The sequence below is a fragment of the Stenotrophomonas sp. PFBMAA-4 genome (genome assembly GCF_030053215.1).
Classification (GTDB): domain Bacteria; phylum Pseudomonadota; class Gammaproteobacteria; order Xanthomonadales; family Xanthomonadaceae; genus Stenotrophomonas.
In genome coordinates this window covers 35,268-47,272 of record NZ_JASGBW010000008.1, presented here as the reverse complement: position 1 = coordinate 47,272, position 12,005 = coordinate 35,268, and the positions used below count along the sequence as shown (strand labels likewise).

Genomic DNA, 12,005 nt, shown 5'->3' with positions numbered 1-12,005 from the left:
CGCCAAATATTTGGCGTGCTACCCGCCATGCCGCTGGCGCGTATCGAACGCACGTCACACTCCTGCGCAGCGGGGGTTTACGCGCGTGTCACAGGGCGAGGAGGAAGCTGTTTTCAAGGCAAAAACGCAATATTTGACGCGCATCACTATTGCTCAGTGACGCGCCTTCCAGATCGAAACTCTGACCCTTAAAGACTGTTCCGGGCTGTCGTTAACAGACACATACCGAACCAGAGAACGTCATGAAGACCTCGATCCTGCTCTGCGTGGCCCTGATGGGCGTCAGTTCGCTGGCACATGCCGACAGCGGCACGATCCGCTTCAGCGGTCGCATCGTTGATCCGGGGTGCTCGGCGCGCGTGGACCAGCAGCAGCTGCGCCTGGAAGGCTGCCCGCTGTCGGCCAAGGGCGCGACGGTGGCATTGGTGGCGATGGATGAGGGCCAGGGCGCGGTGCTGCGCGACGGCAAGCGCCAGGGCCAGCAGCTGGCCGTGGCTGCCCGCAGCCTGCGCGCGGGCGATCTGGTGTTTTCGGAAAGCTACCGCCTGGAAGCCCCGAAGCAGCAGCCGCTGCAGGGGGCTTACCTGGTGCGCGTCGACTACCCCTGAGCGTCGCCGCCCAGCGCAACCGGCCCCGGGCAATCAGCCCTGGGGCACTTCCGGCGGCAGTTCGAACACCTGGCGCAGGTAGCTGAGGTAGCCGGGGTCATCGCACATGCTCTTGCCGGGCGAATCGCTCAACTTGGCCACCGGCTGGCCATTGCAGCGGACCATCTTGATGACGATGTTGAGCGGGGTCGGGCCCAGGTCGTTGGTCAGGTGCGTGCCCACGCCGAACGCCACCTGGCAGCGGCCGCGGAAGTAGTCGTACAGGCGCATCACCTTGGTGATGTCCAGGCCATCGCTGAAGACCAGCACCTTGCTGCGCGGATCGACGCGGCGCTGCTGGAAGTGGGCGAGCATGCGGTCGCCCCAGTCGAACGGGTCGCCCGAATCGTGGCGCACGCCGTCGAACAGCTTGCAGAAGTACATATCGAAATCGCGCAGGAACGCATCCAGGCCGACCACGTCGGACAGCGCGATGCCGAGGTCGCCGCGGTACTCGCGCGCCCACGATTCCAGCGCCGCCACCTGCGAATCCCGCAGGCGCGGGCCCAGGGCCTGGAAGGCCTGCAGGTATTCGTGGGCCATGGTGCCGTGCGGGGTCATGCCGTACAGGCGGGCGAAGTGCACGTTGCTGGTGCCAACCAGCTGCGGGCCGAGCGCGTCGCGCAGCAGCGGCAGCAGGCGCGCATGCCAGTCGCGCGAGTAGCGGCGGCGACTGCCGTAATCGGCGATGCGGCACTGTTCGAAGCCGGGGGTATCGCGCAGCAGCGCCGCCTTGGCCTGCAGGCGGCGTTCGCCCTCGGCGAAATCCGCCGTGGTGGTGTTGCGGAACCAGACCTCGTTGATGATCGCCAGCAGCGGCACTTCGAACAGGATCGTGTGCAGCCAGGGGCCGGTGATGTCCAGGTCGATCTCGCCGGGCACGGTCTTGGACGGCTGCAGCTGGATGTACTTGCGATCGAGGTGGAACAGGCCGAGGAAATCGGCGAAGTCGGGCTTCACGAAGCGCAGGCCACGCATGTAGTCCAGCTCTTCGCTGGTGAAGCGCAGGCTGCACAGGTGGTCGATTTCTTCGTTGATCTGGTCGATGTAGCTCGCCAGGTCGATACCGGGAGTGCGGCACTTGAACCGGTACTGGACCAGGGCGCCGGGGTGCTGGTGCAGCACCGCCTGCATCATGGTGAACTTGTACAGGTCGGTGTCGAGCAGGGACTGGATGATGGCCATGGGCCAATTATGCGCCCGTTCGGGTGAATCGCGGATTCGCGGCGCCGCTGTGTAGAGCCGAGCCGATGCTCGGCTGCTCCTGCGTCAGACGTCATGGACCCGGAACGGAAAGCGGCCGAGCGTGGGCTCGGCGCTACAGGGATCAGAGCGCCTTGCGCAGCAGCCTCGGCACCAGCATCAGCGCATGGGCCCAGATTGCCCCCCACACCAGCACCCGCACCGGCGCCGAGCGCTGCTTCGCCTCGAACTTGCTGAAGTAGCGCCACAGCCCACGGTGCTTGTGCCATTCAACGAAGAACGGCCGCGAGCGGCTGGACACCCCACGCACGTGGGTCACCCGCAGATCGTTGGCGATGGCGACCACGCCACCGGCATCGCGTACGCGGCGACACAGGTCGAGATCCTCGGCGTGCAGGCGGTAGCCCGCGTCCCAGCCACCAATGCGGTCGAACAGCGCACGCGACATCAGCAGCAGCGCGCCGGACAGTGCCGGCACCCGCTGCAGCGCCTGCGCCGGGTCACGTGGAATCGCCAGCCGCCCGCCGCGGCCAGGCGAACGCAGCATGGCCAGGAAGTCGGGATCGCGCCGGCGCACGGCGTCGTCGGCGAAGCCGTGCTCGTCCACCTGCTCCACGCCCAGCAGGCAATCCCCCAGTGCCAGCGCGCGCTCGCGCAGCGCCGCCAGGGTGTCTTCCTCCACCAGCAGGTCGGGATTGATGAAGGCCAGCCACGGGCTGCTGGAATCGGCGACGCCCTGGTTGTTGGCGGCGGCAAAGCCGGGGTTGTCCGGGTTGCCGATGAAGCGTACCCGCGGATCGTGGCTGGCGTGGCGCTGCACGATTTCCAGCGTGTCATCCTGCGAACCGTTGTCCACCACCCGGATCTGTGCCACGTCCTGCGCCTGGCGCAGCCGCGACAGGCAGGCATCGATGGTGCTGCCGCTCTGGTAGGTGACGACGATGGCGGCAATGGCAGGGTTCAAGCAGGCGACTCCGGCGGCGTGGGCATGGCGAACAGGTCACCCTGGTCACGCGGCATTATCGCCTGCCGCAACCGTTGCTGCAGGTCATCGCGCAGCGCATGCAGCGGATCGTGCATGAGGAAGTCGGCCAGCCGCGGCATCCAGCCCGGCCATCGCGCGGCCAGGGCCTCCAGGTCGCCCTCGCGGCTCGCGGCCTCGCCGGCACGGCTGACAAAGGCGTTCTCGCACAGCACGTTGCGCCAGCCCAGCCCGGCCATGCGCAGGCTGAGGTCGACCAGCGCGGCGTTCCAGCCAAGGTAGCTGTCGGTGTCGAGGCCACCGGCACGGCGGCGCGCGTTGCCACGCACCAGCACCGCATGGGTCACCGCCGAGGGCAGTTCCGGGTGCAGGTTGGGCAGGGATGCACAGGTGTGCGCCAGCAGCGCGGGATCGGCCGGTTCCGGATTGATCTCGCCCAGCCGCGGCCACGCGGCGGTTTCACCCGCGTTGCACCAGGGCGTGGCGGTGGCGATGGCGGCATCGCGGGCGAAGGCGGCCTGCAGCTGCTGCAGCCAGCCCGGCGCGGGCACGCTGTCCGGGGCCAGCACGGCCACGTCCAGCCCCTCGCAGGCGCGCAGCATTTCATCGAGGTGGGCGACTTCGCCGAGCGGGCGCGCGCGGCGGGTGTACTCGGCCTGCAGCGGCGTCTGTGCCAGCCAATGCTCGACCACGGCCTGGGCGCGCGGCCCGGCCTGGGCGTCGTCGGCCAGCCACACGGCGGTACCCGCTGCGGTGCCGGCATCGAGCGCGGCCAGGCAGCGGTCGAGCGCGGCATCGTCCACGCCCAGCGGCAACAACACGATCGCCCCCATCCCGCCTCCGTGGTTGTCGGTGGCGGTAGCGTAGCACCGGCAGGGCTGCGCCCTGCACCTGCGGTAGTGCCGGCCGCTGGCCGGCAACCTCAAGATCAAAAGCTGGCATTCCGTGGGATGGCGGAGTGGGTCCGGTTGAGGGGGACGCCGTAAACCCCCAGGCCGGCCCAGCCGCTGGCGGCTGTGCGTTCGGGCGCTTGCGAAGCAGTGCTTCGCAAGCAAAGCGCCCTCACCCATGGGGGCTTGGTCGCGGCATCCATGCCGCTCACACCCCCTCAACCGGACCCACCCCGCCTTCGACAGTTTCCTGCGGCTGTTGGAACCTGCTGCTGTGGGTGGGTGCCGACCGTTGGTCGGCACGGATGAATTCATTCGATATTTGACAGAAAAATCGTGTCGACCCAGGTCGACACCTACCAACAGCCGCCGGTACCAGTAGATCCACGCCATGCGTGGATGAATTCATTCGATATCCGACAGATGTGCCGACCAACGGTCGGCACCCACCAACAGCCGCCGGCCAACTGTCAGAGGCGTGTCCTGACCACCCACACCGCCCCGCCATCCCACGGAAGGCCCGCTGTTGCTTTTGCTTCTGCAGGTGCAGGGCTGCAAGCCCTGCTGAAGAAAACCCTTACTTCTTGCGCTCGCGGGTGGGGAACGGCTCCATCGCGCGGAAGCGATTGCTGTATTCGTCGGTCAGCGTCCGCGCTTCCTGCCCGTTGCGCACGATCGTCGGGGTCAGCAGCACGATCACTTCCGAACGCTTGTTCAAGCGGGCCTTGTTGCCGAACAGGCCGCCAACGATCGGCAGCCGGCTCAGCCCCGGCACGCCCCTGGACGTGTCTTCGTCGGAGTTGGTGATCAGGCCGGCGAGCATGATCGTGTCCCCGCTCTGCAGCGCTGCCTCGGTGGACACTTTGCGGGTGTTGATCGGCGGGTTGCAGGTGGTCTTGGTTGGGTCGCAACCCGCCGGAATGGCGCCTGCCGCGCTCACTTCCTGCACGATGTCGAGGAACACCACGCCATCGCGGGTGATGCGCGGGCGCACCTTGAGGATCACACCCGTCTCCAGATACTGCACCGAGCTGTAGGTGTTGTCACTGATACCGGTGTTGACCGACACCGTGTTGATCGGAATCCTGGTGCCGACGTTGAGCTGCGCCTCGGCGTTGTTGCGCACGAAGATGGACGGGGTCTGCAACAGGCGCAGGTTGGTCACCTGGTCCAGTGCGCTGACCACGGCGGCAGCATTCTTGCCGAGGAACGTCCAACCGGTCTCGCTGCCGGTGATGGCGCCGGCGAAGCTGCCCCAGATGTTGCGGCCCAGCGCGCTGGGCAGGGTGGCGCCGCCGGTGGAACCGGTGAAATCCTGGCCCTGCACGGCATTTTCGAAGAACCAGTTGACGCCGTACTTCAGGTCGCCATTCAAATCGACCTCAGCCACCTGGGCTTCGATGTGCACCTGCAGCGGCATCACGTCCAGCTTCTCGATCACTTCGCGGATCGAGCGCCAGGCCTGCGGCGTGGCGCGCACCAGCAGTGCATTGGTTTCTTCCACCGCCGACACACCGACGGTGTCACCTTCCACGTCCAGGCTGACGCTGATGTTGCCTTCCTGGCGCTGCGGCAGGTTCATCGTGCTGGTCATGCCGCCGCTGGCGTTGGACGTACCCGTACCGTTGTTGCTGCCGACATCGACGATGTCGCTGTTGCTGCTGTTGCCGCCACGGCTGTCCAGCTGCATCGGCATGGCGCCCGGGGCCAGCCCGGCCGGCGAGCTGCGGTTGTTGCGGCTGTTGCTGCTGGCGAAGGCTTCGGCCAGGCGCTGGGCGAGGTCACGCGCCTTGATGTAGCGCAGCTCGTAGGAGAACAGCCGTGCGCTGCCACCGGCGGTGTCGATGCGGTCCAGCCACTGCTGGATCTGGTCCAGGTAGCGCACCTGCGGGGTGATCACCAGCACGGCATTGGCGTTTTCCAGTGGCAGGAAGCGGAACATGCCGGCGCTGGGCGTCTTGCTGTCTTCGCCGAACACCTTCTCCAGATCGCTGGCGACCTGCTCGGCCTTGCCCGACTGGATCGGGAACACACCCACCGACATGCCCGACAGCCAGTCGACGTCGAAGATCTCGACGGTGCGCAGGTAGTTTTCCAGCTCGGCGCGGGTGCCACCGAGGGTGATGACGTTGCGGCCGGTGTCGACGTTGACGATGGCGTTCGGCCGCGCATACGGCTCCAGCACTTTCTTCATCTCGCTGGCGGAAATGAACTGCAGCGGCACCACCCGCACCTCGAAGCCGCGGGCGCTGGAGGCCGGTGCGGTGCTGGGTGCGACGGTACCGGCCAGCGCCTGGTCGGCGGCAACGATGTTGTAGCGGCCACCGCTGTAGACCATGCGGGCGTTGTTCCAGCCCAGCACCATTTCCAGCAGGTTCAAGGCCTGTGCCGGCGACACCGGCTTGGGCGTGGCCAGGGTGACCGTGCCCTGCACGCCCGGGGCGATGACGTAGTTCTGCCCGAGCATGTCGCCGAGGATCGCCTTGACCACGGCGTGCACCGACTCGCCTTCGAAGTTGAAGGTGGCGCTGCCGCCGCTGGCCGAGTGCAGGGCCGGTGACGGCGCACGCGCCGCCTCGCGGTTGATCATCGTGCCGCTGCCACGGCGGATCACCGCCTGCGGCGTACCGGCGGCGGCATCACCTTCGACCACCTGCGGATCGGCGGCGGCGGCACCGGCCTGCGGCGGCGGCGTGGTGGCACTGCGATGGACATGCGGGCCGGACACGGTGGCGCAGCCAACCAGCAGCGTCAGGGCGAGGGACCAGGGCAGAAAACGCAGGTTCATGCATTCACTCTATCGGTTGGTGCCATCGCCCGGGGGCGGCGACGGTTGTTGCTGCTGTTGCTGCTGTTGCTGCAGCTGACGGCGACGGGCCTGGATGCGTTCGCGGATGGCCTGCATCTGCGCTTCGCTGGGGCCGTTGTTGGCGGGGGCGGCCGGCGATGGTGCGTTTGCCGAGGCGGCCACAGCGGCGGCAGCGCTGACGACATCGGGGCTGGGCCGCGCATTGGACGCGGCAGAGGCGGCGGCGGGGGGCGGTGGTGGCGGCGGCAGGGCAGCGGCCGGCGGGACCGCACCATTGGCGCCACGCAGCACGGTCGGCGGTTCGCCCCCCTGCCCGTTGAAGGTGGCCAGTTCCAGCACCTGGCTGCCACTGGGGCCGATCACCGTGGCCTGGCGTGGTTCCAGCGCGACCAGCTGCCAGCCATCCACGGCTTCACCGTTCAGGCGCAGCCGCAGCGATCGATTCTGATCGGTGGTGAAGGTCGCCATGCTGAAGCTGTCGGTGAGCAGCACGCCGGTCAGGCGCAAGGCAGCACTGGCCGCCGGTTCGCTGCCGCCCAGCAGGTAGGGCCGGGGCCGACGGTCCTCGGCGAACAGCGGGCGTTCGCCGATGGCGCTGAAGCTGTCGGCAGCGGACATGCGCTCGGCCGCCATTGGCGGCAGGGCGGGCAGTACGGCCTGCGCGGCGGCATCGCTGTCGGCGGCCGGCAGGCGGCTGCCCAGGCCGAAGCCGGTGGCCAGCCAGATCGCGCCGGCCCAGCCGGCCAGGGCCAGCAGGAAACCGGTGCGCAGCGTGATCGGGTCACGTTTCATCGGTGCCCTCCGCTTCCACCGGCGGTTCGGCCGGTGCAGCGCCGGCATCGGCAGCTGGCGTCGGTGCCGGCGCCGCGGCTGCCGCTGGCGCGGCGGCATCAGCACTGGCCGCGGGCAGCAGGTAGCCGGCCAGCTCGAACGACACATCCAGGCCCAGGCCCGATTCATTCGCCGATTGCTGGAAGCGCTGCGCGATCAGGTTGAGGTTGTCCACGAACAGGCGCGGGCTGCCCGTTTCCAGGCTGTGCAGCACGGTGGCCAGTTCGGCCACGCCACAGCGCAGGCGCACCTGCATGGCCACGCGCACGAACTCGGCGTCGCGGCGGTTGTCGGTGAGCGGCGTGCGGTTGCTGATGGTGCAGCTGCGGTTGCCCGGGCTGGCATTGGCCACCGCGTCCTGCACGCGCGCGCCGAGGGCCGCGGCGGCCGCTTCGGCGGTCGCTTCGCGCAGGAACCCGGGGCGCTGCTGCAGGGCCTCGCGGGTCTGCCGCAGGCGCTGTTCGATCTGCGGCTGCTGCTGCAGCTGTGCCTGCACGCGCTGCTGGCGCTCGCGCAGTGCGGCCACGTCGGCATTGACGGCCAGCAGCGGCTGGGTGAACCACGGGTGCACCAGCAGCAGGTAGGCCAGGCCCAGCACCGCCAGCAGCAGCGCCAGCGCCAGCCAGCGGTCACGGCGCGGGTTTGGCATCGGCATCGGCCGCCTCCCTGGCTGGGGCGGCGGGCGCGGCGGGCGTGGCCACCGGCAACGGCTGCAGTTCGGCGGTCAGGGTGAAGCGGTCACGGCCACTGCCGGCACCATCGGCCTGCAGGACGCCCGTCAGGTTGACCTTGCGCCACTGCGGCGCATCCTGCAGCAGCTGCACCAGCTGCGAGGCTTCGCTGCTGAGGCCGATCAGCTGCAGGTTGTTGTTTTCGATGGCCAGTTTTTCCAGGTAGGTGCCATTGGGCAGGCGCTGGGTCAGTTCGTTCCACAGCTCCACCGTGCTGGCGCGCTGGGCACGCTGTTTTTCGAGGAACGCGGCACCGTCCAGCAACGCCTGCAGCTCGCTGCGTTCGCTGGCCACGCCACGCGCACTGCGGGCGCTGCGCTCGACTTCAGCGCGCAGCGCGTCGGCCGCCTCGCGGCGGTTGTCCAGCACCTGGGTGGCGGCCAGCACCAGCATCACCAGCGCGGCCAGGCCGAGCAGCAGGTTCCAGCGCCGTGTCGGGTCATGCCGTGGCTGGCGCTGGGCCTGCGGCAGCAGGTTGACCTGCAGCGGCTGGCCCTGCGCGTCGAGGGCGTCGACACCGGACAGCGCATCGGCCCAGGCACCCACCTGGCCGCGCCAGGCATCGAGCTGGCGCAGCGGCCAGGCCACCAGTTCGACCTGCAGCAGGCCTTCGCCGGCACTGCCACGTTCGCGTACGTCATAGCTGACCTGGCTGGATTCGAACGGCGTCTGCCGGTCGATCTCGTAGCCGACCACCGCGCGCAGGCGGTCGCCAGCGGCCATGGGCAGGCGCAGGTTGCGGCGCAGGACCTGCGCGTCGGCCAGCAGCCAGACCCGCGGAAGGCGGCGCAGGCGCGCGTCCAGCACCCGGTCCAGATCGGCCGGCTGGGTCGGCCATGGCAGGCTCGCCACCGGCTCCAGGCCCTGCCCGGCTTCGCGCCAGACCTGCAGCAGGTCACCCTGCCGCTGCAGCAGCAGGCGGGTCTGCGACCAGCCCAGCGCCCACTGCCAACGCGCAGGCACCCAGGCCAGCAGGGACTGCCGCCACCAGCGCAGGAAACGGCCCGCACCTGGGCCGATCCGCCCCTGTACCTGCCGCAGGCTGTCCTGCCATGCCGTCATCTTGCTGCCATTCCCTGCTCCCAGCGAAGCACCGTGTAGGTTCGTCCGGGCACACCGCCCGATCCATTGCGTACCACCGCCTGCAGAACCGACAAGCGACCGCTGCCGTCGATGGCACGGGACTCGATACTATAGGTGCCGCTGCCGCTGGCAAGCATTGACGGCATCGCTCCGGAACCTTCGTCACGCTCCAGCTGGGCGCGCTGCGCCAGCACCTGTTCGGCATCCAGGCCCAATGCGGTCAACACCGGTGCACCTGCGACGCGCGGATCGGGACGCGCCTGCCGGCTGTAGAGCGTCAGGTACGGCAGCATCGCCGCATACAGCGACGCACGTATGCCGAGCACGCGCTGCAGTTCACCCAGGGTCTCGAAACGCTTGTTGCGCGGGCCGTACGGCAGGCCCGCAGCGGCGTAATCGGGTGCCTCGGCACCGCCGCCCGGCTGCAGCAGGCTGTCTTCATCACGCCAGTCGATGATGGCGCCGGCCAGCTGCCGGGCCTGCTCAGGCGGTTCGCCCAACGCCTGCAGGAACGCATCCAGCAGCGTCGCGTCGGCCAGGTTCAGGTTGATCTTGCCGTTCTCGTCCACCACCCGGATCTCGACGGGCACATCATCGTACTGCCAGCGGTAGGTGCGCCCGTCCGCCTGCCAGGCCGGCCGCTGCGGGTCCGGGCGCAGGCGCAGCAGCGCGTACTCCATGCCGGCACGGGCGCGTTCCTGGCCGCGCGCGTCATCGTCTAGCACGCGCTGCTGCAGGTGCTCCACGCGTGCGGTCAGCGCGAAGGCACCGACCAGAGCGGTCATCAGCGCGATCAGCCACAGCACCAGCACCAGGGCGGCCCCGCGCCGTGCGTTCATCGCGCGCCTCCCAGGCCGCCGGCGCGCGGTGCGACCACCAGCGGCGGCCACGCCGCGCCACGCTGCGGCACGACCTGCACTTCCACCAGCAGCGGCAGCCGCCGGGTGTCGTCCCAGCGCGGCAGCCAGTCGCTCATCTGCCCGTTGGCAGGATCAACGCCGCGGTAGCGCAGCGTCACGTCCTTCAAGCCGTCGGCGAGCACTTCGGGCGGGCGCGGCGGGGTTTCCGGCAGGCGTTCGCCTTCCTGCAGCATCACCAGGTCCAGCAGCAGCCGCCGCTGCCCGGGGGCACCGTCCACCTGCAGGGTATGCAGGTAGGGGCCACCGCGGCCGAGATAGCCGGGCAGATCGGCGACGAACTGCATGCCTTCGCCATCGCCCTGGAAATACACCGGTTCGCGGGTGGGATCGGGTACCTCGATCGGGCTCCGCATTGCACCGCCCAGCTGCCGCCGCAGCAGCGCCTGCACCGCGCGCATGCGCTCGCTGTCGGCGGCGATCTGTTCGCCACGCTGGCTGACCGCCATCGCCGCGCGCACGCTGGCGAACGCCAATGCGAGGCCACCGGCCAGCAGCACGGTGGCCAGCATCACTTCGACGAGGGTGAAACCGGCGGCGCGGCGCTTCATCGTGCGCTCTCCAGGTCCGGCGGCAACAGGCGCAGGGTGCGCCATTGCAGTCGCTCGCGGTCGCCATCACCCCAGCGCACCTGCAGCTGCAGTTCGGCCAGCCACGGCGCACCCGGTGACTGCGTCAGCGCGACATCGCCGGCACGCGGCTCGCTCCAGGGCTGCACCTGCAGCTGCCAGTGGTAACGGCCCTGTTCCCACTCACCACTCTGGCTGCCGGCCTGCAGCGGCGCGTCGACACCGGCGCTGGCCAGCAGCGACTGCGCGTGCAGTACCGCGCGGGTGCGCAGCTCGGCCTCACGCACCTGGCGCGCGCCGCCGGACAGGCTGCCCAGCAGCAGGGTCAGGGCCAGGCCCAGCAGGGCGAAGGCCACGATCACTTCGAGCAGGGTGAAGCCACGCACCGACTGTTTCATTGCGCCCGCCATGGACCGGAACGGACCTCGCCGGTCAGCCAGCCGACATCGATGCGCCATTCGGCGGCACCGCGCTGCAGGCGGATGCGGCCGCCACTGGAGCCGCCATCGGGATGGAACTCGATCACGCCCTGCCCTGCTGCATCGGACAGCTGCGCGGCCCCTTCGAACTGCACCTGCACCGGTTCGGGCACCGTGCCCTGGCGCTGGTTGGCGCCCTGCCAGCGATGCTCGGCCGGCTCGATCACGAAGCGCTGCGGCTCGCCGCGTGCGATCGCCTGCGCGCGCACCATGCGCAGCTGGTTGGCGATGTCCTTGCCGGCGCTGCGCAGCTGCATGCCGGCAAAGCCACGCGACAGGCCGGCGGCCGTGATCAGGCCGATGGCCGCGATCAGCGCGATCACCAGCAGCATCTCCAGCAGCGACATGCCGGTGGCGCGCCTGCCGTGCAGGCGCGGGCTGGGCAGCCGACGCGGCAGGGACAGCCTCATGCGGGATTACGGCTCGTATCGGATATCGGCATCGACGCTGCTGCCGCCGGTCTTGCCGTCCTTGCCCAGGCTGACCAGGTCGTAGGCCTGGCCTTCGCCCGGCGCGCGGTATTCCAGCGCATGGCCCCACGGATCGTTGAGATCGGCGGCCTTGGCATACGGGCCCAGCCAGCCACCGACGCCGGCCGGTGCGGTCACCAGGTCATTGAGCGAACCGGGCAGCTTGCCGGTGTCGATCTGGTAGTTGTCGATCTTCGAGGCCACGGTCTGCACCTGGGCCTTGGCGATGTTCGCCTTGCCGCGGTCGGCACCGCCGAGCACACGGCTGGCGACCAGGGTCAGCACCGCGCCGATCAGCACGATGACGATGATGATTTCCAGCAGGCTCATGCCGTTCTGGTGGCGTGCGCTGGCGAAGGACAGGCGGATCGGGCGACGGGAAGCAAGCATGGTC

Annotated in this window: 13 protein-coding genes; 1 reads left to right on the top strand and 12 read right to left on the bottom strand. The window is 69.2% G+C overall.

Translation table 11 applies throughout. The features are described 5' to 3' along the window. Positions 1–242 precede the first annotated feature (242 nt). The gene (locus QMZ26_RS07290; protein WP_200734037.1) at positions 243–608 is read left to right on the top strand and encodes a type 1 fimbrial protein; all 366 of its coding nucleotides are present in this window, start codon (positions 243–245) and stop codon (positions 606–608) included. A 33-nt stretch (positions 609–641) separates the two neighbouring features. Here QMZ26_RS07290 and pncB read toward each other — a convergent pair whose 3' ends face one another. The 12 genes from pncB to gspG form a co-directional block, all read right to left on the bottom strand. Further along, positions 642–1,832 carry a nicotinate phosphoribosyltransferase gene (gene pncB, locus QMZ26_RS07285; RefSeq protein WP_079220596.1) on the bottom strand — a complete coding sequence of 397 codons (1,191 nt, stop codon included), beginning with the start codon at positions 1,830–1,832 and terminating at the stop codon, positions 642–644. A 142-nt stretch (positions 1,833–1,974) separates the two neighbouring features. Then, positions 1,975–2,814, bottom strand: a complete 840-nt coding sequence (locus tag QMZ26_RS07280) for a glycosyltransferase family 2 protein (RefSeq protein ID WP_283221037.1) — start codon at positions 2,812–2,814, stop codon at positions 1,975–1,977. Further along, positions 2,811–3,665: a glycosyltransferase gene (locus tag QMZ26_RS07275; RefSeq protein WP_079220594.1), complete on the bottom strand. Its 855-nt coding sequence runs from the start codon at positions 3,663–3,665 to the stop codon at positions 2,811–2,813. Before QMZ26_RS07275 ends, QMZ26_RS07280 begins: the two co-directional genes overlap by 4 nt. 634 nt (positions 3,666–4,299) lie before the next feature. After that, positions 4,300–6,510: a type II secretion system secretin GspD gene (gene gspD / locus QMZ26_RS07270; protein WP_283221036.1), complete on the bottom strand. Its 2,211-nt coding sequence runs from the start codon at positions 6,508–6,510 to the stop codon at positions 4,300–4,302. A 9-nt stretch (positions 6,511–6,519) separates the two neighbouring features. Next, positions 6,520–7,323, bottom strand: coding sequence for a general secretion pathway protein GspN (locus tag QMZ26_RS07265; protein WP_200733791.1), 804 nt, complete (start codon positions 7,321–7,323; stop codon positions 6,520–6,522). Beyond that, positions 7,313–8,011: a type II secretion system protein GspM gene (gspM, locus tag QMZ26_RS07260; protein ID WP_283221087.1), complete on the bottom strand. Its 699-nt coding sequence runs from the start codon at positions 8,009–8,011 to the stop codon at positions 7,313–7,315. Before gspM ends, QMZ26_RS07265 begins: the two co-directional genes overlap by 11 nt. Continuing rightward, a complete protein-coding gene (locus tag QMZ26_RS07255; protein WP_079220590.1) occupies positions 7,992–9,155 on the bottom strand; it encodes a PilN domain-containing protein in 1,164 nt (387 codons plus the stop codon). Before QMZ26_RS07255 ends, gspM begins: the two co-directional genes overlap by 20 nt. After that, the gene (locus tag QMZ26_RS07250) at positions 9,152–10,015 is read right to left on the bottom strand and encodes a type II secretion system protein GspK (RefSeq protein WP_283221035.1); all 864 of its coding nucleotides are present in this window, start codon (positions 10,013–10,015) and stop codon (positions 9,152–9,154) included. The genes QMZ26_RS07255 and QMZ26_RS07250 overlap by 4 nt, the downstream gene beginning before the upstream one ends. Beyond that, positions 10,012–10,644: a type II secretion system protein J gene (locus QMZ26_RS07245; protein WP_283221034.1), complete on the bottom strand. Its 633-nt coding sequence runs from the start codon at positions 10,642–10,644 to the stop codon at positions 10,012–10,014. Before QMZ26_RS07245 ends, QMZ26_RS07250 begins: the two co-directional genes overlap by 4 nt. Continuing rightward, the gene (locus QMZ26_RS07240) at positions 10,641–11,060 is read right to left on the bottom strand and encodes a prepilin-type N-terminal cleavage/methylation domain-containing protein (RefSeq protein ID WP_283221033.1); all 420 of its coding nucleotides are present in this window, start codon (positions 11,058–11,060) and stop codon (positions 10,641–10,643) included. Before QMZ26_RS07240 ends, QMZ26_RS07245 begins: the two co-directional genes overlap by 4 nt. Beyond that, positions 11,057–11,551 carry a GspH/FimT family pseudopilin gene (locus QMZ26_RS07235; protein ID WP_200733785.1) on the bottom strand — a complete coding sequence of 165 codons (495 nt, stop codon included), beginning with the start codon at positions 11,549–11,551 and terminating at the stop codon, positions 11,057–11,059. Before QMZ26_RS07235 ends, QMZ26_RS07240 begins: the two co-directional genes overlap by 4 nt. A 6-nt stretch (positions 11,552–11,557) precedes the next feature. Then, positions 11,558–12,001 (bottom strand): type II secretion system major pseudopilin GspG, encoded by a 444-nt coding sequence (gspG, locus tag QMZ26_RS07230; RefSeq protein ID WP_283221032.1) that lies wholly within the window; start codon positions 11,999–12,001, stop codon positions 11,558–11,560. Between the last annotated feature and the right edge of the window lie 4 nt (positions 12,002–12,005).

Coding starts and splice junctions, on each gene's coding strand:
- QMZ26_RS07290 (WP_200734037.1), top strand. CDS start 243: ATGAAGACCTCGATCCTGCTCTGCGTGGCCCTGATGGGCGTCAGTTCG.
- pncB (WP_079220596.1), bottom strand. CDS start 1,832: ATGGCCATCATCCAGTCCCTGCTCGACACCGACCTGTACAAGTTCACC.
- QMZ26_RS07275 (WP_079220594.1), bottom strand. CDS start 3,665: ATGGGGGCGATCGTGTTGTTGCCGCTGGGCGTGGACGATGCCGCGCTC.
- gspD (WP_283221036.1), bottom strand. CDS start 6,510: ATGAACCTGCGTTTTCTGCCCTGGTCCCTCGCCCTGACGCTGCTGGTT.
- QMZ26_RS07265 (WP_200733791.1), bottom strand. CDS start 7,323: ATGAAACGTGACCCGATCACGCTGCGCACCGGTTTCCTGCTGGCCCTG.
- gspM (WP_283221087.1), bottom strand. CDS start 8,011: ATGCCAAACCCGCGCCGTGACCGCTGGCTGGCGCTGGCGCTGCTGCTG.
- QMZ26_RS07255 (WP_079220590.1), bottom strand. CDS start 9,155: ATGACGGCATGGCAGGACAGCCTGCGGCAGGTACAGGGGCGGATCGGC.
- QMZ26_RS07250 (WP_283221035.1), bottom strand. CDS start 10,015: ATGAACGCACGGCGCGGGGCCGCCCTGGTGCTGGTGCTGTGGCTGATC.
- QMZ26_RS07245 (WP_283221034.1), bottom strand. CDS start 10,644: ATGAAGCGCCGCGCCGCCGGTTTCACCCTCGTCGAAGTGATGCTGGCC.
- QMZ26_RS07240 (WP_283221033.1), bottom strand. CDS start 11,060: ATGAAACAGTCGGTGCGTGGCTTCACCCTGCTCGAAGTGATCGTGGCC.
- QMZ26_RS07235 (WP_200733785.1), bottom strand. CDS start 11,551: ATGAGGCTGTCCCTGCCGCGTCGGCTGCCCAGCCCGCGCCTGCACGGC.
- gspG (WP_283221032.1), bottom strand. CDS start 12,001: ATGCTTGCTTCCCGTCGCCCGATCCGCCTGTCCTTCGCCAGCGCACGC.